Origin of the sequence: Olsenella urininfantis (assembly GCF_900155635.1) — a bacterium.
Lineage (GTDB): Bacteria > Actinomycetota > Coriobacteriia > Coriobacteriales > Atopobiaceae > Olsenella_G > Olsenella_G urininfantis.
On sequence record NZ_LT732540.1, the window covers coordinates 849530 to 867658 of the forward strand.

At 64.2% G+C, this 18129-nt stretch carries 21 protein-coding genes; 3 read left to right on the top strand and 18 right to left on the bottom strand.

The window, feature by feature from the left end:
* Positions 1–137: 137 nt before the first annotated feature.
* The 8 genes from CZ375_RS03940 to rpsP all read right to left on the bottom strand — a co-directional run bounded on the left by CZ375_RS03940 (position 138) and on the right by rpsP (position 6118).
* Positions 138–545 (bottom strand): kinase/pyrophosphorylase, encoded by a 408-nt coding sequence (locus CZ375_RS03940; RefSeq protein ID WP_077597994.1) that lies wholly within the window; start codon positions 543–545, stop codon positions 138–140.
* A 66-nt stretch (positions 546–611) separates the two neighbouring features.
* Positions 612–2708, bottom strand: a complete 2097-nt coding sequence (gene glyS / locus CZ375_RS03945; protein ID WP_077597995.1) for a glycine--tRNA ligase subunit beta — start codon at positions 2706–2708, stop codon at positions 612–614.
* A complete protein-coding gene (locus CZ375_RS03950) occupies positions 2709–3620 on the bottom strand; it encodes a glycine--tRNA ligase subunit alpha (protein WP_077597996.1) in 912 nt (303 codons plus the stop codon). It lies immediately after the preceding gene.
* Positions 3621–3656: 36 nt separating this feature from the next.
* Positions 3657–4226 (bottom strand): signal peptidase I, encoded by a 570-nt coding sequence (gene lepB, locus CZ375_RS03955; RefSeq protein ID WP_077597997.1) that lies wholly within the window; start codon positions 4224–4226, stop codon positions 3657–3659.
* Positions 4223–4960 carry a tRNA (guanosine(37)-N1)-methyltransferase TrmD gene (trmD, locus tag CZ375_RS03960; RefSeq protein ID WP_077597998.1) on the bottom strand — a complete coding sequence of 246 codons (738 nt, stop codon included), beginning with the start codon at positions 4958–4960 and terminating at the stop codon, positions 4223–4225. Before trmD ends, lepB begins: the two co-directional genes overlap by 4 nt.
* Positions 4961–4963: 3 nt before the next feature.
* Positions 4964–5521 (bottom strand): ribosome maturation factor RimM, encoded by a 558-nt coding sequence (locus CZ375_RS03965; RefSeq protein WP_327196211.1) that lies wholly within the window; start codon positions 5519–5521, stop codon positions 4964–4966.
* On the bottom strand, positions 5487–5732 hold the full coding sequence (locus CZ375_RS03970) for a KH domain-containing protein (protein ID WP_097677401.1): 246 nt from the start codon (positions 5730–5732) through the stop codon (positions 5487–5489). The genes CZ375_RS03965 and CZ375_RS03970 overlap by 35 nt, the downstream gene beginning before the upstream one ends.
* 65 nt (positions 5733–5797) lie before the next feature.
* Positions 5798–6118 (bottom strand): 30S ribosomal protein S16, encoded by a 321-nt coding sequence (gene rpsP, locus CZ375_RS03975; RefSeq protein WP_077598001.1) that lies wholly within the window; start codon positions 6116–6118, stop codon positions 5798–5800.
* Positions 6119–6365: 247 nt separating this feature from the next.
* Between rpsP and CZ375_RS03980 the strand changes: the two genes are divergently transcribed.
* From CZ375_RS03980 to dinB, 3 genes are read left to right on the top strand one after another with little or no spacing between them, the layout of a single operon-like run.
* Positions 6366–7055 (top strand): response regulator transcription factor, encoded by a 690-nt coding sequence (locus CZ375_RS03980; protein ID WP_077598002.1) that lies wholly within the window; start codon positions 6366–6368, stop codon positions 7053–7055.
* Positions 7056–7073: 18 nt separating this feature from the next.
* Positions 7074–8321 (top strand): sensor histidine kinase, encoded by a 1248-nt coding sequence (locus CZ375_RS03985; protein WP_077598003.1) that lies wholly within the window; start codon positions 7074–7076, stop codon positions 8319–8321.
* A gap of 28 nt (positions 8322–8349) precedes the next feature.
* Positions 8350–9669: a DNA polymerase IV gene (gene dinB / locus CZ375_RS03990; RefSeq protein WP_077598004.1), complete on the top strand. Its 1320-nt coding sequence runs from the start codon at positions 8350–8352 to the stop codon at positions 9667–9669.
* Here the strand turns inward: dinB and rsfS are convergent.
* From rsfS to rplU, 10 genes are all read right to left on the bottom strand, one after another.
* A complete protein-coding gene (rsfS, locus tag CZ375_RS03995; protein ID WP_077598005.1) occupies positions 9666–10049 on the bottom strand; it encodes a ribosome silencing factor in 384 nt (127 codons plus the stop codon). The two genes, dinB and rsfS, sit on opposite strands and share 4 nt — an antisense overlap.
* Before the next feature lie 12 nt (positions 10050–10061).
* Positions 10062–10715, bottom strand: a complete 654-nt coding sequence (gene yqeK, locus CZ375_RS04000; protein WP_234966856.1) for a bis(5'-nucleosyl)-tetraphosphatase (symmetrical) YqeK — start codon at positions 10713–10715, stop codon at positions 10062–10064.
* Positions 10708–11433: a nicotinate-nucleotide adenylyltransferase gene (gene nadD, locus CZ375_RS04005; RefSeq protein WP_200799728.1), complete on the bottom strand. Its 726-nt coding sequence runs from the start codon at positions 11431–11433 to the stop codon at positions 10708–10710. Before nadD ends, yqeK begins: the two co-directional genes overlap by 8 nt.
* Positions 11434–11455: 22 nt before the next feature.
* Positions 11456–12580: a glutamate 5-kinase gene (proB, locus tag CZ375_RS04010; protein WP_077598007.1), complete on the bottom strand. Its 1125-nt coding sequence runs from the start codon at positions 12578–12580 to the stop codon at positions 11456–11458.
* Position 12581: 1 nt separating this feature from the next.
* Positions 12582–14009 carry a GTPase ObgE gene (obgE, locus tag CZ375_RS04015; RefSeq protein WP_077598008.1) on the bottom strand — a complete coding sequence of 476 codons (1428 nt, stop codon included), beginning with the start codon at positions 14007–14009 and terminating at the stop codon, positions 12582–12584.
* A 59-nt stretch (positions 14010–14068) separates the two neighbouring features.
* A complete protein-coding gene (locus tag CZ375_RS04020; protein WP_077598009.1) occupies positions 14069–14815 on the bottom strand; it encodes an energy-coupling factor transporter transmembrane component T family protein in 747 nt (248 codons plus the stop codon).
* Positions 14816–16570, bottom strand: coding sequence for an ABC transporter ATP-binding protein (locus CZ375_RS04025; protein WP_077598010.1), 1755 nt, complete (start codon positions 16568–16570; stop codon positions 14816–14818).
* A 41-nt stretch (positions 16571–16611) separates the two neighbouring features.
* Positions 16612–17172: a hypothetical protein gene (locus tag CZ375_RS04030; RefSeq protein WP_077598011.1), complete on the bottom strand. Its 561-nt coding sequence runs from the start codon at positions 17170–17172 to the stop codon at positions 16612–16614.
* Positions 17173–17494: 322 nt separating this feature from the next.
* Positions 17495–17743, bottom strand: coding sequence for a 50S ribosomal protein L27 (rpmA, locus tag CZ375_RS04035; protein ID WP_077598012.1), 249 nt, complete (start codon positions 17741–17743; stop codon positions 17495–17497).
* A 37-nt stretch (positions 17744–17780) separates the two neighbouring features.
* Complete coding sequence (gene rplU, locus CZ375_RS04040) at positions 17781–18089, bottom strand: 50S ribosomal protein L21 (RefSeq protein WP_077598013.1); 309 nt, start codon at positions 18087–18089, stop codon at positions 17781–17783.
* Positions 18090–18129: the final 40 nt, after the last annotated feature.

An 18129-nucleotide genomic window follows, 5' to 3' on the forward strand; every position in this document is an offset into this window, starting at 1 on the left:
AAGAACATTTTATAGGGCACGCGCCTGTCCGGGCGCAACATCCGATTAACGGCTGAAATATGCCCGTCAGGTAGTTGCAGCGGTACCTGACAAAATAAATATGTATATACTAGAGAACCTATGCTTGCGCGATAAGGCTACTCGAGGGACTGCACCTGGTTCTTGGCACGATGCCCGGCCTGGTACTTGGGCTCCTCGCCCGTGAGCGTAGATATGACCGTGATGGCAGGCCCCAGGAGGTCGATGCTGGGGATGCCGCGCTTGTCGAGCTCGCGGCGGATGTCCCTGCGCAGGTTGCGGTCCACGATGGTGTGGAAGACGGCCATGGGGACGTCCTCGGTCACGTTCTGGTCAAGGTAGTCGCACACCATGCCGACCGAACGCACGTTACCGAGCTGCCTGATCGTGACGATGCCATCGCTGAACTGGTCGGCGGCAGCCTCCACCACGCTGGTCGCGGTCTTGCCGCGAGCATCCGAGAGAACGAACACGACGGGCGTCACGTTGGCAAAGGGATCCACAACCTCGAGCGAATCCTCAGTCATATGCTTCTCCTTCCCATAGGACCGGATGTGGCCCTGCCCAAGATGGTCCCGACAGGGCCACCCCTGTTACTTCCTCTTGGAGAGCGCCCCGATGTCTGCCACGCCATCGAACACGGCAGCGAAGCCGTTCAGCAGGCGGAGACGGTTCTCCCTTAGCCTAGTTTCACCGTCCATGACAAGGACGTCATCAAAGAACCGGTCGATTGGCCCCCTCAGTTCGGCGAGAGCCTTGCAGGCGCTCCTGTAGTCGCGCTCGCTCAACGCAGTCTCCACATTCTTGGAACCCGCCTCGCAGGCTCGGAGGAGTGCAAGCTCTGCCTCGCCCATGAGGCTCTCGTCAACCGTACAGCCCAGGCTTGCGTCACCAAGGTGGGAGGCGCGGGCATACGCGGTGGCGAGGTCATCGAAGAGCGCGGGGGCCTCGCGTCTCTCGTCCTCGAGGGCATGGGCGCGCTCGAGGAACTCGCAGGGGTCGATGACTCCCAGCGAGGAGATGGCGTCGATGACGTCAACGGAGATCCCATCCTCCCTTGCGATCCCCACGAGACGCCCGGCAAAGAAGTCGACGACCCCCTGGGACACCGCCTCGAGGTCGAACTCGAGCCCCTGGCCAAGGTAGGCGCCAAGGGACAGCCCTATGAGCGTGCGCAGGCGCACCTCAGGAAGGGTGCGCAGCATGGACACGACTCCGATTGCCGCGCGGCGGACGGCGAAGGGGTCTGAGGAGCCGGTGGGAGGCTCGTTGATGGCAAAGATGCCGCAGATGGTGTCCAGCTTGTCGGCTATCGCGACCGCCTTGCCGATGACGCCCGCAGGGAGATCGTCGCCCGCGAAGCGGGGACGATAGTGCTCCCGGATGGCGCCAGAGACCTCGGCGGGCTCACCGGCAGCATCCGCATAATAGCCGCCCATGACACCCTGCTGGCTGGTGAACTCGACGACTGCCTGCGTAACGAGGTCGGCCTTGGCGAGATGGGCGGCCCTTGCGGCACGGGACACCGACCGGTCGTCCTCCCCCGCCTCGCGCGCGACCTCGGCGGCCAGGGCCTCCATACGCTCGACCTTCTGCAGGACCGTGCCGAGCTTCTCCTGGAAGACGACGCTGGCGAGCCTGTCGACGTACGCGTCCAGGGGCCTCTTGAGGTCTTCCTCATAGAAGAACTTGGCATCATCGAGGCGGGCGCGCACGACGCGCTCGTTGCCGTCAATGACGCGATCGGAGCAGGCGGGGTCTGCGTTGGAGACGATCACGAACTCCCTCGTGAGCTCGCCCGCGGCATCATATATGGGGAAATAGCGCTGGTTCGTGAGCATGGACTCGCAGATGATCTCATGGGGAACGCGCAGGAACTCCTCGTCGAAGGACCCCACGATGACGCTCGGCCACTCGCAAAGGTTGACGACCTCGTCAAAGGTGCGCTTGGGCGTATCGACGTGCGCTCCGCCACGCTGCGCCTCCACCGCCGCGATTCCCGAGCGGATGACCTCGGCGCGCCGCCTTTCGCCAAGCACGAAGCAGGACTCAAGAACGCCCTCGTAGCGAGAAGGCTCATCGACCCTGTGCTCCCCGGGCCCAAGGACGCGATGCCCGCGAGTGGTGTTGGAGCTCCTGACGTCCGCATAGCTCACGTCAATGACCTCGTTCCCGAGCAGGGCGCAGATCCACCGAACGGGACGGACGAAGGTCTCCTGCGTCGAGCCCCATCGCTGGCTGCGGTAGTTCGGCCACTCGAGCGAGGCGATGACCTTCTCGCAGAGGGCGCTCAGAATGGGGGCTGCGGGCCTTGAGGCGATGCTGCGCTCCGCAAAGACATATTCGCGCCCGTCAGAGTCGACCCTCCGTATGAGCTGGGACGCATCGACGCAGCTCTTGCGGGCGAAGCCCAGGGCCGCCTTGGTGGGCTGGCCGTCCTCCCCAAAGGCGATCCGGGCCGCGGGGCCGCGCAAGACCTCATGGATCTCCTGGGTGCTCGTGGCAAGGCCATCAACGATGACGGCAAGGCGACGTGGGGTCGAAAGGGTGCGCAAGGCGACGAAGCCGAGGCCTGCGGCGGCGAGACCGTCCTCGAAGAGCTTGGCGAGCTGGCGCTGTGCGTTGATGAGGGGCGCGGAGGGCATCTCCTCGCAACCGACCTCGAGCAGGAAGTCCTTGCTGTCTGCCATCTAGGCCACCTCCCCTTCGAATGCATGAGCAGGACTCTTGGTGGCGACCTCCGCGAGATAGGCCTCGCAACAGGCCTTGGCAACGGAGCGCACGCGCAGGATGTAGTTGGCGCGCTCGGTCGCGGAGATGGCACCGCGGGAATCAAGCAGGTTGAAGGCGTGACTGCACTTCATGACGCAGTCGTAGGCAGGGAGCGGAAGCTTGCGCTCGAGGCAGGCGTGGCACTCCGCCTCGTACTCATCGAACTTCTCGCGCATCAGGGCAACGTTTGCAACCTCGAAGTTATAGGCGCTGAACTCGCGCTCGTTCTCCAGGAAGACGTCCCCGTAGGTCATGGGGGTTCCGTCGGGCAGGTAGCTCCAGACTATGTCGTAGACGGAGTTCACCCCCTGCGCGTACATGGCGATGCGCTCCAGGCCGTATGTTATCTCGACGGGCACGGGGCTGACCTCGATTCCACCGACCTGCTGGAAGTAGGTGTACTGGGTTACCTCCATGCCATCCATCCACACCTCCCAGCCAAGGCCCCAGGCCCCTAGCGTGGGGCTCTCCCAGTCGTCTTCGACGAAGCGGACGTCATGCTCCTTGGGATCAAGTCCGATGGCGGCAAGGGAGCCCAGGTAGAGCTCCTGAGAATCGGCCGGCGAGGGCTTCAGGATGACCTGGAACTGATAGTAGTGCTGCATGCGGTTGGGGTTCTCGCCATAGCGACCGTCCGCAGGACGGCGGCAGGGCTGGGGATAGCAGGTGCGCCAGGCGGAGGGGCCAAGTGAGCGCAGCAGGGTTGCGGTGTGGAAGGTTCCCGCGCCGACCTCGCTGTCATAGGGCTGCATGACCGTGCAGCCCTTGTCCGCCCAGTAGTGCTCGAGCGCGAGGATCATATCTTGGAACGTCAGTGGACGAGCTGCCATTTGGCTCAGTTCTCCCATCTTTTGAGCGGCGCGGGCCTAGAGTGCCCGGGCGTCAGTCGGGGGCCAGTAGATGAATAGAGCGTGCGAGCTGATGCTGCTCATGCGCACGGCACCAAAGTAGCGCGAATCAAGCGAGTTTGTGCGATTGTCACCCATGACCCACACGCAGCCCTCGGGCACGACATAAGGGTAGCTGATGTCCTCGGAGAGGTTGGGGGCATGGCCCTGCAGGGGATAGCTTGGCTTGCCAAGCGTGTAGGCCTCTTCTTGCGCAAGGCCGTCGACGACGAGCCTGCCGTCCCTCAGGTCAACGGTCTGTCCCTCGGTCGCAACAACGCGCTTTATGAGCGTGACGCGTGGGTCGGCTGGGTCGTCAAAGGTGACCACGTCACCTTTGGAGGGCGCATGCGAGCGATAGCTGATCTTCTCTCCCACCAGGCGGTCGCCCTCGTGAATCGTCTCGAGCATGGAACCCGAGGGGACCAGATAGACGCCAATGACCAGGCTCCTGAGCAGGAAGGCTATGGCGAGTCCTGCGATGATGGTGAGGATCCACTCCAGCCAGGACGGCAGGAGGTGCGCCCCCTCGGTCCTCGCGTGCCTCATTGCCGCTCCTCTCGCATCGAGCGCTCCGCGAAAGCCCTCTCCTCGTCAGTGAGCTCTGCTACCTCGAGGAGGTCTGGGCGCCACCGCGCCGTGCGCTCGATGGCGTTCCTGCGCCTCCATGCGTCAACCGCGGCGTGGTTTCCCGAAAGGAGCACCTCCGGGACCGCGCGCCCCCGAAAGACGGCAGGCCTGGTGTATTGGGCGTATTCGAGAAGCCCGTCCGAGAAGGACTCGTCCTTGGCGCTCATCTCGTCTCCGAGGGCGCCTGGAAGCAGGCGGACCACGGAGTCAATCACGCACAGGGCCGCGAGCTCCCCGCCCGTGAGGACGTAGTCGCCCATGGAGACAATGTCGTCCGCGAGCTCGTAGGCCCGCTCGTCCATCCCCTCGTAGCGACCGCACACGAGAAGGATGCGATTCTTGTGCGAAAGCTCCTCGGCAACGGCCTGACAATAGGGCCTGCCGCAGGGAGAGAAGAACACCACGTGAGGTCTGGCCTCGCCACGAGAGGAGATGTCCTCTATCGCCTCGAAGAGCGGGGCGGGCTTCATGAGCATGCCCTGCCCGCCGCCGAAGGGGCTGTCATCCACCGTGTTATGGCGATCGTGGGTCCAGCTACGCAGGTCATGGGCCACAAACTCGAAAACGGAGCGCTTGCGCGCGCGCCCCATGATAGACATGTCCAGGTAGGAGTCAAAGAACTCTGGAAAGACGGAAAGCGCCTCAAACCTCACGTCTCAACCTCCCAGGCCTAGGATGCCTTCCGGCACACGAACCAAGATGGGTCCCTCGTCATTCCAGGACCGGACGATGGGCTCAACCGCAGGAATGAGGACCTCTCCGTAGGGGCCCCTGACCACCCAGACGTCATTCGCAGGCCCCACGAGAAGATCGCAGACGCTGCCCAGGGAGCCAAGCTCCGCGTCTTCCACCTCGCGCCCCACCAACGAGCGAGGGTCGTGCAGCTCGAAGTCCCCGGGAAGCTCGTCCTGGCGCGCAAGAACCCATCTGCCGACAAGCCTGGAGGCGGCGTCTATGTCATAGACCCCCGAGAGGGACACCAGCTGGGCAGACCCCCCGGCACTCTCTGAGGTCACCACGTGGCCGCGAGGGCCCTTGAGCTCAGGGGGCACCAGCGTGACGTGCATGTCCTCGCGCAGCAGGAGGGGGAGGCCGTGGACGGCATCCGCCACGACCTCCCCCCTTCTGCCATGCGTCTTGGTAACGCGAGCTATGCAGCGATAACGAGAGCGCAAGACCTTATCCCAATACCTCGACCTCGACGGAAGTTCCAACCCTTGAGCCCAAAGCTCGGGCGAGCGTCCTTATTGCCTTGATGGTGCGCCCACGACGACCAATGATGCGACCTGCATCCTCCTCGGAGCAGGAGACCTCAATGAGTGCGGAACCATCGCTGTCCGTGACGTCCAGAGAGACGGCATCCTCGTTGGTGACCAGGCCACAGACGATATACTCGACCAGATCCGCAACCTTGTCGGAAGCCATCGCCGCAACGTCTTCGGACGAGCGCTCGAGGGAGTCAGTGTCCACGACTTCCTCAGACACGATCGCTACTCCGCGTCCTCGGCGGCCTTCGCGGCCTTGGCGGCAGCCTTCTTGGAGAGCTTCTGCTTCTTCTCGGGAGCAGGGGTGCCGGAGCGCACGATGTCGATGAGGTGGGAGACGGCGCCAGAGGGCTGGGCACCCTTCGCAATCCACTCGTCAACCTTCTCGAGGTCAAGATCGATGGTCTTGGGGGTGGTCAGGGGGTTGTAGCGACCAACGAGCTCGATGTAGCGACCATCGCGGGGCATGCGGCCATCGGCGACGACGACGCGGTAGTACGGATGCTTCTTTGCACCGTGACGAGCGAGACGAATCTTAACTGCCAACGTAAAACTCCTTCAGACGAGCGACGCCGGGGTAGTCGAAATGAAATGCGTCGCATTGCCACATAAAGCAGCATTTGATGATACGACAAACATGGAAATATGTGGGGTGCAGTTTTTGTGAACGCTGTTACGGCCTGGGGTCAGCAACAGGTAAAACGACCTTTGCGCAACAGGCGTTCAGGTGGCTCGTGCTATTTTGATTAAACGGGAGCGCCCTAACAGTCAACGCCCTCGCGGGAGGTATCACATGAACATTCTTGTTGTCGAAGACGAGAGAAACCTCGCAGACGCCATCGTCCACATCCTGCAGGACGCAGGCTACAACGCAGAGGCCGCCTACGACGGAAGCGTCGGCCTGAGCTCGGCACAGAGCGGCCTGTTCGACGCGGTCATCCTGGACGTCATGCTTCCCGACATGGACGGCCTGCAGATCGTGCACGAGCTGCGCCACGCCAACAACCCGATCCCCATCCTCATGCTCACCGCGCTCACCTCCACGATGGACAAGGTCCAGGGCCTGGATGCCGGCGCCGACGACTACATGACCAAGCCCTTCGAGACCCCGGAGCTGCTCGCGCGCCTGCGCGCCCTCACGCGCCGCCAGGGCGACGTCGTGATAGACGAGGTCACCTTTGCCGACCTCACCTTGGACCTCGCGACGCATGACCTCAGGACCGAGCATCGCGGCGTGCACCTCTCTGGCAAGGAGTTCGAGGTCCTTCGCCTGCTGATGAGCTCCACCACCCGCGTCATCTCGAAGCAGGACCTGCTCGGCCGCGTGTGGGGCACGGACGCAGACGCCTCCGAGAACTCCGTCGAGGCATACATCTCGTTCCTGCGCAAGAAGCTGGCGCACGTCCGCTCGAACGTGCAGATCACCACTCTGCGGATGCTGGGGTATCGCCTCGAGGACTTCAGCGATCAGGACGTCGAGTAGCCCCTTTCGGGAGACGGCATGCTCAAGCGCCTCAAGGTCAAGTTCATTCTCATTGTCATGACGCTCGTGGGGCTCGTCCTCGCGAGCGTTCTTGCGTTCTCGCTGTTCTCCTCCTACGCTGCCCAGCAGAGACTCATAGACGAGTCCCTCGCGCGCGGCGTCGCCGGATCCCTCAACGACATACCGGTCATCGGGGGAGCCGGAAGCTCCGAGGCCGAGGGACTGTCCTCCTCGAGCATGCTGATGCTCGCGCTTGACATCTCCCCCGACGGCACCATCCTCGCCCGCAGCAGCTCGCCGGTCACCATAAGCTCCGACACTCTGGGCGAGGTGCTCGACGACATCCAGCTGAGGGACTCCAGGAAGGGCCGGCTTCCCGAGAGGCACGTCGCCTGGATGTCCGGCGAAGGCGGTGACGCGGGCACGCGCATCGTCATCGTCGACACGAGGGGCTCTGACGCGGCGATGTACTCGCAGCTCGTCCAAGCGGCCGCGATCATGCTGGTGGGGCTTTTCGCTCTGTTTGGCATCACCGTCTTCCTCTCGGACTGGGCTCTCAGGCCCGTCGCCAGGGCATGGGACCAGCAAAGGCGCTTCATCGCAGATGCCTCGCACGAGCTTAAGACCCCGCTCTCCGTCATCATTGCCAACACGGAGATCCTTGCGAGCTCTCGAAGCCTAAGCGCGGAGGATCGCGAGTGGGTGCGCAGGACCGCCAGCGAGTCTCGGCACATGAAGGCGCTGGTCGCAGACCTGCTGCAGCTCGCACGCACCGATGACGCGGAAGCGCAGGGCTACGCTACCGCCATAAACAGGACCACCATCGACCTCTCGGAGATGGCCTCTTCCGCCGCCCTGGAGTTCGAGCCCCTTGCCTTCGAGAAGGGCTGCAGCATAGAGATGCGGGTTCAGGACGGCGTGAGCATGCAGGGGGACAGGGAGTGGGTCGACCGCATGATAAGAATCCTGCTGGACAACGCGTGCAAGTACGCAAGCCCGGACAGCAAGATCACCCTCGGGCTCACGGAGCAGGGCCAGCATCGCATCCTCTCGGTCAACAACATGGGAAACCCCATCGAGGCCAAGGACCTCGCACATGTGTTCGAGCGCTTCTACCGAAGCGACAAGGCGCGTGCGCGCGGCGAGGGCGCTGGCGGCTTTGGGCTGGGCCTCGCCATCGCCAAGGGCGTGGCAGAGGCACATGGCGGCAGCATCTCCGTGACGAGCGGCCGGCGCGAGGGAACAACGTTCACGGTCCAGCTCTAGGGCCTCCCTAGGCCCTATACTCTCTCACATGGAAAGAGCTTCGCATAAGGAGAGGCAGGCAGAGACCGCCAGGGACGCGGGCTGGAGCGGTCCTGCCATTGGCCTGCTCGACCTCGACGCGTTCTTCGCCTCCGTAGAGCAGCTCGATCACCCTGAATGGCGCGGAAGGCCCGTCATAGTGGGCGGTTCCCCCGAGAGACGTGGCGTCGTCTCGACCGCCTCCTACGAGGCGCGCCGCCTCGGCGTCCACTCTGCCATGCCGTCGTGGCAGGCCGTCCGCCTCTGTCCCAATGCCATATGGACCAGAGGGAACTTCCCCCGCTATCGCGAGCTCTCTCGCAAGGTCATGTCCCGCATCGCAGACGAGACGCCCCTGGTCGAGCAGGTGTCGATAGACGAGGCGTTCTTTGACATCACCCCCGGGAGGTTCTCCAACGAGAACCCCCTGGATATCTGCCTGAGGCTGCAGAGGCGCGTGGACGAGCTGGGCATCAGCTGCTCCATCGGACTCGGCGTGAACAAGACCGTGGCGAAGATAGCCTCCGAGAGACGCAAGCCGCACGGGCTGAGCGTGGTGCTCCCCGGCAGCGAGAAGGACTTCCTAGCCCCGCTTTCGGTAAGGTCCATGAGCGGCATAGGGTCCTCGAGCGAGCGTCGCCTGGCGAAGATGGGTATCCACACCCTGGCAGAGCTGGCCGCCGCGGACGAGGAGCGCCTATCGCTCGCCTTTGGCGTGACGGGGCCCCGGCTGAGACTCAGGGCGTCGGGAGCGGAGCGCAACGCCATACGCAGCCTCGCAGAACCCGAGGAGGCCAAGTCCGTGTCCAACGAAAGGACCTTTGCCCGCGACCTTCGTACCAGGGAGGAGCTTGAGGCGGCAATAGACCACGTTGGGGCGGTGGTAGGCAGCCGCCTGAGGAAGAGGTCGCTCAGAGGAAGGCGCGTGACGCTGAAGCTTCGCCTTGACCTGGACCATGGCCGCAGCGCCCAACGGCACCTATCCCATCCCACCGACGACGAGCACGTCTTCTGCGCGCTCGCCAAGGAGCTCCTCGATGGTATCTGGGCAGAGGGCCAGGGCGTGCGCCTAGTGGGAGTGGGCCTTGCTGAATTTGGGGAGGAGGAGAGCTGTCAGCTCGAGCTTTTCTCAGATGTGACGGCCAGAGAAGCGCAGGGGGAAGCTCGCGCAAGGCGTGACCTGCGCGAGCTTTCGATTGTGGCCGACCAGGTCCGTGAGCGCTTCGGCAGCACGGCACTCGGGTGGGGGCGTGACCTGCGCCTAGGGGGGCTTGGCTCGGACACGCCCGCGCTCAATGGGGCGGGCGTGCCCGGCGGCGGCACGCCCTAGGAGACGTCGCCCCCTTCGTCACGGGCACCCAGGCCAAAGTCCACCCGAGGAGCCTCAGCCCAAAGCCTCTCCAGGCGGTAGAACTCACGGACCTCAGGCTTGAAGACATGCACGACCAGGCTGCCATAGTCCAGGAGCATCCAGCCCGAGCCTCCCTTGCCCTCGCTCGAGAGCGGCGACTCCTGAGCAGCGGAGCGCAGCGTCTCCCTGATCTCGTCTACGATTGCGTCCACCTGGGGCGTGCTGCCGCCCGTGCAGATGAGAAAGTAGTCGCAGACGTCGGAGAGCTCGGTCAGGTCCAGAAGGACGATGTCCTGCGCCTTCCTTGCGTCTGACGCCCTTGCGGCCAAGCGTGCGATCTCATACGAGCTCAATGCCATTAAGGCCTCCCATCAGCGCTGCCCGCGGGCAGCATCTCGCGCTCTCTCGAGCACGATCTGGTTGTATGTCTCTATGGTACCCGGATAGAGGTAGCGTCTGGTCTCAATGACGAAGGAGACCCCGGACGCGAAGGACTCCCAATACAGCTCTGGCAAGGAGGCGCCCCGGGCCAGCATCTCTCGCACCCGCGCTATGCCTGGGCTGGCCTTGCGGAGCGGCTCGATGCCATCCGCAACAAAGAGGATCATGTCCAAACCCGTCATGCGCGCAGACCCGAGCGTGTGCAGCCTGATGGCCCGAATCACGCTTTCCGGCAGCTCAGGATAGAGCCGAGGGAGCCTTCCTGCAGCCGTGAGACCATGCAGAAGCGGCAAGACGAGGCTAAGCTCGACCCCAAGGTCAATCCCCTGGCGCATCGCCTCGGCCAGCTGCTCCTCGCCGTCTAGAACCTTATCCCAGTCATGGAGCAGGCCGGCGAGGCGCGCCTCGAAAGGGTCCTCCCCATAGAGCAGCGCCAGCTCCTCGGCGGTCCTCGCAACCGAGAGGGAGTGGGCGAGGCGCCTGGGCTTTGCCGCGGACATGCGCGCCCTCAGGTCGCGCTCCACGCGGGCGAGGAGCTCGACCTGCGCCGGCCCATAGCCTTGCCTGAGGGACGAATCAGACAATGCCGTCCCCTCCCATGGAACCGTAGCGCGCGGGCCTCACGCCATAGAGCTTGTGCTTGTGGATGTAGCCCGTCACGGGGTCTGGCGTCAGGTAGCGTAGGCTCTGAGACGCCGCCACCCTCGCGCGCAGATAGCTCGAGGAGATGGCCAAGGCAGGAACCTCCAGATATATGACCTTGAAGCCGTAAGGGGACTCGGCGATGCTCCTCTGGGCGGAGCTCAGGTCATATCCTGGGCGCGTCGCCCCCACCAGCGTGGCGAGCCGGGCTATCTTGTCGGCAGACCGCCAGCCCACGATCTCTGCGATGGCGTCCGCGCCCGTGATGAAGTAGATTTCGACGTTGTCCGGGTACAGCTCGCGCAGAAGCTCCAGGGTGTCAACGGTATAGGTGACGCCAGGGCGGTCCACCTCGAAGCGCGAGGCGACGAAGTGAGGGTTGTCCGAGGTGGCGAGAAGCGTCATGGCGTAGCGGTCCTCGCCCAGGGACACGCGCCTGTCCTGCTTGAAGGCAGGGCGACCGGCGGGCATGAACACCACCACGTCCAGGCCCAGGTCGTCGAAGGCCTGCTCGGCGGCCACCAGGTGGCCATTATGTATGGGGTCGAACGTGCCGCCCATGACGCCTAGGCGATAGCTCCTTGCCGGGTCCTGCCCCAGGAGGGGTAGGTCTCCCCTGTCCAGGACACCCTGCGCGAGGTCGACGAGGCGGGAGGACATGAGCTCGACGTAGCCAGCCATGCTACAGCACCAGCAGTTCGTCACGATGGATGGCCGGCTGCCCCTTGCACTGGGGGATGAAGCGGGCGATCACGTCCAGCTTGAGCCCCATCACGCGGCGCATGTCATCAGCTCCATACCGGACGACGCCCCTGCCCACCAGGGTGTCATCCCCGAGGCGAAGGTTTACGACGTCCCCCGCCGAGAAGCTCCCCACGCATCGCGTGACGCCCACGGGAAGCACCGAAGCCCCGTCCTGCGTGACGGCGCGATAGGCGCCCTCGTCTATGTAGAGGCTTCCGCGTGCGACCTCGGCAAGGCCGATCCAGAGCTTGCGGGCACTCTCGTGAGCGCAGCCATGTCTGGCCTCGAAGCGCGTCCCCATCTCTTCCCCGTCAAGGAGTCGCACGAGAACGTCGCGCGCACGGCCGCGGCAGATGACCATGGGGATGCCTGCGGCGAGCATGGCCCGTCCCGCCCTGAGCTTCGTCACCATGCCGCCCGTGCCGACGGGAGAGCCGGCAGACCCCGCCACGCCCTCAAGCTCGCGCCCGACCGAGTCCACCCTGGGGATGAGCCGTGCCCCAGGGTCTGCTTGTGGGTTTGAGCTGTAGAGGCCATCGACATCCGAGAGGATCACGTATAGGTCTGCGTTGACGATGCTGGAGACGATGGCGCCCAGCATGTCATTGTCACCAAACGCGAACTCTGAGACGGAGATGGTATCGTTCTCGTTGATGACGGGGATGGCGCCAAGCGAGAGAAGCCTGCCTATGGTGTTGCGAGCGTTGAGATAGCTCTCGCGGTCCGTCAGCTCGCGCCTGGTGAGGAGGAGCTGGCCACAGGGGATGCCGTGCCTTGAGAGCTCTGCCGCATAGGCCTCCGTCAGGGCCGCCTGCCCGGCCGCGGCACAGGCCTGAAGGCCAGGGACGTCCTGAGGGCGACCTGGCAGGCCAAGGCGTTCGAAGCCCGCAGCAACAGCGCCCGACGAGACGATGATGGGGTGCAGCCCACAACCGACCAGGCGAGCCGCCTGGTCGCAGAGAGAGGCCATGAAGGCCCTGTCCACCCTCCCCCTCTCATCCACCAGGGTAGACGACCCGACCTTGACCACTATGACCCCAGGGGCCTCGAATACCTCCTCCACCCTACTCCCCAGACCCCGCAGGCCCATCGGCCTCGGGCTCGAGGGGAGAGCCTTCCGGGCTATCGGGCAGCTCGAGACCGTCAAGGTCCTCGTCCTCATGGGCATGGACGCCCTCGTAGCTAAAGGCAAAGCCCAGGATGCGAATCTCGTCGCCAGGCTGGCAGCCGGCGCTGGCGAGCCTGGCGTCAACCCCCAGGCGCGCGAAGCGATGCTGAAGGTAGACTATGGCCTCGTCGTTCTCCCAATCGGTTTGGACGACCATGCGCTCCACAGCACCACCGCTGACGCGCCAGACGTGACGCTCCTCCCTGGTCACCGTGATGCTGCGATCCCTGCGCAGGCGCTCTCGCTCCACCATCTCGGTAACGTCCACGGTTGGGGCATCCACACGAATCTGACGCCTGAGCTCGGCGACCTCGTGCGAGCAGCTGAGCACGAAGTCATCAAGGCCCTGCCCGCTCACCGCCGAAACGGCAAAGAAGCCGTGTCCGTCTGACTCGGCGGCCACTCGCAGGCGCTCGACTGCCTCCCCATAACCCGGCATGTCGCACTTGTTCGCAAGCACGATCTGGGGTCTCGACGCAAGGTCCGCGGCATAGGCGGCAAGCTCGGCATTGATGGTGCGATAGTCCTCGACGGCATCCCGGCCCTCGTAGCCGCCTGTCACGTCAACCACGTGGACGATGAGGGCGGTGCGCTCGATGTGGCGCAGGAACTCATGGCCTAGCCCCTTGCCCTCGCTCGCCCCCTCGATGAGGCCGGGAACGTCTGCCGCGACGAACGAGCTGCCATCCCTGGCCCTCACGACGCCGAGGTTTGGAACCAGGGTGGTGAAGGGATAATCGGCAATCTTGGGGCGTGCCGCGGAGAGGCGGGCGATGAGGGAGCTCTTGCCCACCGAGGGCATGCCCACGAGCGCCGCGTCTGCCATGAGCTTCATCTCGAGCTCAATCCAATGCTCCTGGGCGGGCTCGCCCTTCTCGGCGAAGGAGGGGGCCCTGCGCACCGATGTGACGAAGTGGATGTTGCCGAGGCCTCCCTTGCCTCCCGGGGCCACCACCACGCGCTGGCCAGGCTGGGTGAGGTCCGCGATGTCAAAGGAGGGCGTCATGGTCTCGGGGTCGAGCTCGCGGACGACCGTGCCCAGGGGCACCCTCAACTCCAGGTCCTCCCCCACGCGACCGTGCTTGCGGGCACCCTGGCCGTGCGTGCCGCGCTCCGCCCTGAAGTGATGCTTGTAGCGGTAGTCAATCAGCGAGGAGAGCTGCGGGTCGCAGACCAGAACGACGCTTCCGCCGTTGCCGCCGTCGCCGCCGTCGGGCCCACCCTTGGGAACGAAGGCCTCCCGACGAAACGACATGCACCCGGCACCGCCGTCCCCGCCCTTGACGTTGACTCTGCAAAGATCAGTGAAGCTGTTGGTTGGCATGTCCCACTCTTTCTCGACCGTTGTCCACTCCATGGTAAAGCATCCCAGCGGAGCGACAGCTAAAAGAGGATGCCCAGCACGACAAGGACAAGCCCCGGAAGCACGCAGAGCGCGTCGGTGGCAACGAGGGGGTATCGCTTGTACGACGAAGAGCGCCGGCGCAGGTAGAAGCCCCGCTCCTCTGCCGCGAGCGCGGTGGCATCGGCCCGTGCAACTGACGAGATGAGCAGGGGGGCCGCAAGGGGAAGCATGAGGTGCAGCTTGCGCAAGGGGTTGGGGGTGTCGAACTCGACCCCGCGGGCGGTCTGCGCCTCCACGATCTTCGACATCTGATCTGAGAAGATTGGCACGAACCGCAGGGCGGTGGTGATGGTGAAGGCATAGCGATATGGAACATGGAGCAGCTCTACCGATGCGTTCGCAAGGTCGGTGAGTCTCGTGAGGGACAGCATCATGACCAGCGGCATGGCAAAGGCAACAAGCCTCAGCGCGACGCGGAGCCCCGTCTGGAGACCCACATCCGTCACCCAAAGCAGCAGGGGGGTTCCCTGGCGCACCAAGGCTGTCTGCACGACGAACATCAGGAGGGCGAGCAGGGAGAAGCCCGCGAGCAGGGCAAGCGTGCGGCGAAGCATGCCCGCATAGACGCCCGTGGCCACGAGGAACGCGATTATGCCCAGAAGCATCAGAGGGCTCTGCGAGAGGAATGCCGCAAGGCAGACGCAGATGGCAAGGGCGAGCTTGGCCACGGGATTTGCCCTGTGGAGCGAGGTGTGGCCCTCGGAGTAGTCAAGCACCGACGACATCTAGCCCACCAGTCCCTTCGTGACAGAGACGACATCGCTGACTTCGCTCGCGCCTTCGAAGGCGCGAGAAACCGATGCCGAGAGCCTGCGAGAGAGCTCGAGCACCTGCGGCGCGGCCACACGAGCACGTCTCATGAGCGCCTCGTCTGCGAAGAGCTCGTGAGGCAGGCCGTCCGCAACGGCTCGCCCGTCATCGACCACCAGCATGCGTGTGGCGAAGTCGGACACCACCTCCATGTCGTGACAGACCATGACCACGGCGCACCCCTGCTCTCGTGCCGCCTCGACCGCCTCCATGACCACCATGCACTCGCGATAGTCCAGGCCACTCGTCGGCTCATCAAGGATGAGGAGCTGGGGGTTGGTAACCACCACCGAGGCCAGGGCGACGATCTGACGCTGTCCGCGCCCCAGGGAGAAGGGCGCCGCACAGGCGGGAAGCCCAAAGTGCTCCACGGTATCCCTCGCGCGGGAGAGGGCCTCGGTTTCCCCTACCCCCAAAAGCCGCAGGCTGAATGCCACCTCCTCGACCACGCTCTCCTTGCAGATCTGGCGGTCTGGATCTTGGAAGAGGGTGGACACCCTACGTGCGATCTCGCTCGTGCGGGCACGCCTGGTGTCGAGCCCCGCGATGGTCACCGTGCCCGAGCTTGGCTTGAGAATGCCGTTCATGAGCTTGGTGGCGGTCGTCTTTCCCGCCCCGTTCTCCCCCACCACGGCAAGGAGCTCCCCGGGGGCCAGCTCCAGGCTGAGCCCCTTGAGCACCTCTTCTCCCCCAGGATAGGAAAAGCGCACATCCTCGAGCAGGAGCAGGGGCGCTCCGCCGCTCCCAAGGCACGCCTCGCCTGGCGTGGGGCGAGCCTCCCCTCCCTCGCGCACACGAGACCCTCCCGCGATGCGAGAGATGAGCTCTTCGGCCTCGTCGACGCTGAGACAGATGTCGGCTGCGCCCGCAAGCCCCAGGGCCTGCAGCTGGTTGGAGATGCGCGTCACGCGCGGGCTGTCCACCCCAAGCTCCCGCAGTTCCCTTGAATGGGAGAAGACCTCCCTCGGACTGCCGAGGAAGGCAAGGCGCCCCTCGTCCATCACGGCCACCCTCTGGCAGAACTCGCAGAGAAGGGCCACCTTCTGCTCGATGATGACGACGGTTATGCCCTCCTCCGCGTTGAGCTTGCGCAACGTTTCGAACACCATGCGCGAGCTGGCGGGGTCAAGGGCTGCCGTCGGCTCGTCGAGCACCATGATCGAGGGGCGCAGGGCCAGGATCGCGGCAATGGCGAGCTTCTGCTTCTGTCCCCCCGAGAGGGTCGCTATCTCCCTGCGGGCAAGCTCCTCGATCCCGCAGGCCCTGAGCGCGCCACTGACCCGAGAGGGAATCACCTCGTGGGGCACGCCGAAGTTCTCAAGGCCATAGAGCATCTCGTCCTCGACGTTCGAGGCGACCATCTGGGCGTCGATGTCCTGAAGGACCGAGCCAAGCCGGCGGGAGATGTCCGTAAGGCCCACCTCGCAGCTGTCCGTTCCCATTACGCGCGCGACGCCACAGAACTCCCCTGCGTAGTGATGGGGAATCGCGCCAGAGAGGATGGAGGCAAGGGTGGTCTTGCCAGACCCCGATGGCCCGATGACGCCCAGGAACTCGCCTCGCCCGACCTGAAAGTTCAGGTCCCGCACGGCAGGGCGGGGCTGTCCCTCATAGCTGAACGAGACCCTCTCGAGGCTGATGAGCGCATCGTCTGAAAAAGCTTCTGGCACAAGATCACCCTTCTGTCGAAACGGGGACAGCCTGGCGGCAACTACCTTCTGGCCGCCTTCTTGAGCGGAAGATACAGTACCTGCACGATGACGCAGTTTGCAAGCGCCGTGCCGAACACGACGGGCAGCATGGCCACGATGGAGGACGGGGCCGCCCCGAGCACGACGACGGTTGCGAAGCTCGCGAAGATGAGGCCCGACACCGCGGTGGTGACGAACGTGCCAACCAAGGGAATCAGCCCCGCCCTGTCACGACCTGGGATTGCGCGCGCGAAGAGGAACATCACGGCGGATGCGGGAATGTCCCCCAGGTATTCGAGCCCGGGAATCGAGGTGGTTATCTGTATGACCGTCGCGGCGAGGACCCCCATGAGAACAGCTTGGGGAAGCGTGGGCTGAAGGATGAGGATGGCCAGGCAGTAGGCGGCAATGACGAACTCGGGCTGGATGCCCGTGATGGCGAGCGCCTTGCCCACCGTCATGTTGAGGACGAAGCCGGCGGCGAAGAGAATCGCCAGGAGGACGAGGGACGCGACGTCGAGCTTCCCTCCCCTGTCCGACGAGCTGGTAGTTACGCGACGGGGTTCTTCTGAGGTCTGCATGGTGCTCTTCCTTTCAGCGCTGGCATTGTGTCGAAGACGACCTTGGGACAAACAAAAGGGCCCCCGGTCAACCCGGGGGCCCTTGCCTGTATCTATATGGCGGCAGTGGCGCGACCTAGGGTCGACGAGGCGAGGAGGAGCTCTGCCACCACCAGTTCATTCCCAGAAAACGAAGGCTCTTGCCGTGCATGGCGAACTCCTCTCTCTCGGTCGTCGGCGTCACAGGCATAAGGCTAGGGCGCCACTGGAAGGACCTCAAGCGCCCGGGCCCTTCCGTTGCAAGACGGTAACAAAAAAGGGACCCAGAGGGTCCCTTCGGAAATTAAGCGGTGCGAACGTGCACGTAGTGCTTTGCGCCCTTGGTGAACTCGACCGTGCCGTCAGCCAGGGCAAAGAGGGTGTCGTCCTTGCCACGACCCACGTTCTCGCCAGGGGTGATGTGCGTGCCGCGCTGACGGACGATGATCTGTCCGGTCTTGATTGCCTGACCGCCGAAAATCTTGGTGCCAAGACGCTGGGCGTTGGAGTCGCGCCCGTTACGAGAGGAGCCGAGGCCTTTCTTGTGAGCCATCGTGTACCTGCCTATCTACTCTTTGAAACTACTCGGACTACTCGGGAAGCTCAGTGACCTGCAGCTTGGTGAGGTTCTGGCGATGGCCCTTGGTGCGGTGGTAACGCTTGCGCTTCTTGAGCTTGAAGACGAGGACCTTCTCGCCCTTGAACTGGTCGAGGACCTCGCAGCTGACCTTCTTGTCGGCAAGCGCAGCAGCGTCAACGATGGTCTCCTTGCCGTTGTTCAGCATGAGAACGTCAAGGGCGACCTTATCGCCAGGCTGCGCGTCGAGCTTCTCGACATCGATGATGTCGCCCTTGGCAACCTTGTACTGCTTGCCACCAGTGGTAACGATTGCGTACATGTTCTACCCTTCATTACTGGTTCTAGTGCAACAGGCAAAC

What these genes read in the sequence shown, in the direction of transcription:
- CZ375_RS03970 (WP_097677401.1), bottom strand. Translation starts at nt 5,732, where the DNA reads ATGGCTTCCGACAAGGTTGCGGATCTGGTCGAGTATATCGTCTGTGGC.
- CZ375_RS03985 (WP_077598003.1), top strand. Translation starts at nt 7,074, where the DNA reads ATGCTCAAGCGCCTCAAGGTCAAGTTCATTCTCATTGTCATGACGCTC.
- CZ375_RS03940 (WP_077597994.1), bottom strand. Translation starts at nt 545, where the DNA reads ATGACTGAGGATTCGCTCGAGGTTGTGGATCCCTTTGCCAACGTGACG.
- lepB (WP_077597997.1), bottom strand. Translation starts at nt 4,226, where the DNA reads ATGAGGCACGCGAGGACCGAGGGGGCGCACCTCCTGCCGTCCTGGCTG.
- rsfS (WP_077598005.1), bottom strand. Translation starts at nt 10,049, where the DNA reads ATGGCATTGAGCTCGTATGAGATCGCACGCTTGGCCGCAAGGGCGTCA.
- CZ375_RS03980 (WP_077598002.1), top strand. Translation starts at nt 6,366, where the DNA reads ATGAACATTCTTGTTGTCGAAGACGAGAGAAACCTCGCAGACGCCATC.
- obgE (WP_077598008.1), bottom strand. Translation starts at nt 14,009, where the DNA reads ATGCCAACCAACAGCTTCACTGATCTTTGCAGAGTCAACGTCAAGGGC.
- CZ375_RS04030 (WP_077598011.1), bottom strand. Translation starts at nt 17,172, where the DNA reads ATGCAGACCTCAGAAGAACCCCGTCGCGTAACTACCAGCTCGTCGGAC.
- rpmA (WP_077598012.1), bottom strand. Translation starts at nt 17,743, where the DNA reads ATGGCTCACAAGAAAGGCCTCGGCTCCTCTCGTAACGGGCGCGACTCC.
- rplU (WP_077598013.1), bottom strand. Translation starts at nt 18,089, where the DNA reads ATGTACGCAATCGTTACCACTGGTGGCAAGCAGTACAAGGTTGCCAAG.
- dinB (WP_077598004.1), top strand. Translation starts at nt 8,350, where the DNA reads ATGGAAAGAGCTTCGCATAAGGAGAGGCAGGCAGAGACCGCCAGGGAC.
- CZ375_RS04020 (WP_077598009.1), bottom strand. Translation starts at nt 14,815, where the DNA reads ATGTCGTCGGTGCTTGACTACTCCGAGGGCCACACCTCGCTCCACAGG.
- nadD (WP_200799728.1), bottom strand. Translation starts at nt 11,433, where the DNA reads ATGTCCTCCCGCCTCGTCGACCTCGCGCAGGGTGTCCTGGACAGGGGA.
- CZ375_RS03950 (WP_077597996.1), bottom strand. Translation starts at nt 3,620, where the DNA reads ATGGCAGCTCGTCCACTGACGTTCCAAGATATGATCCTCGCGCTCGAG.
- glyS (WP_077597995.1), bottom strand. Translation starts at nt 2,708, where the DNA reads ATGGCAGACAGCAAGGACTTCCTGCTCGAGGTCGGTTGCGAGGAGATG.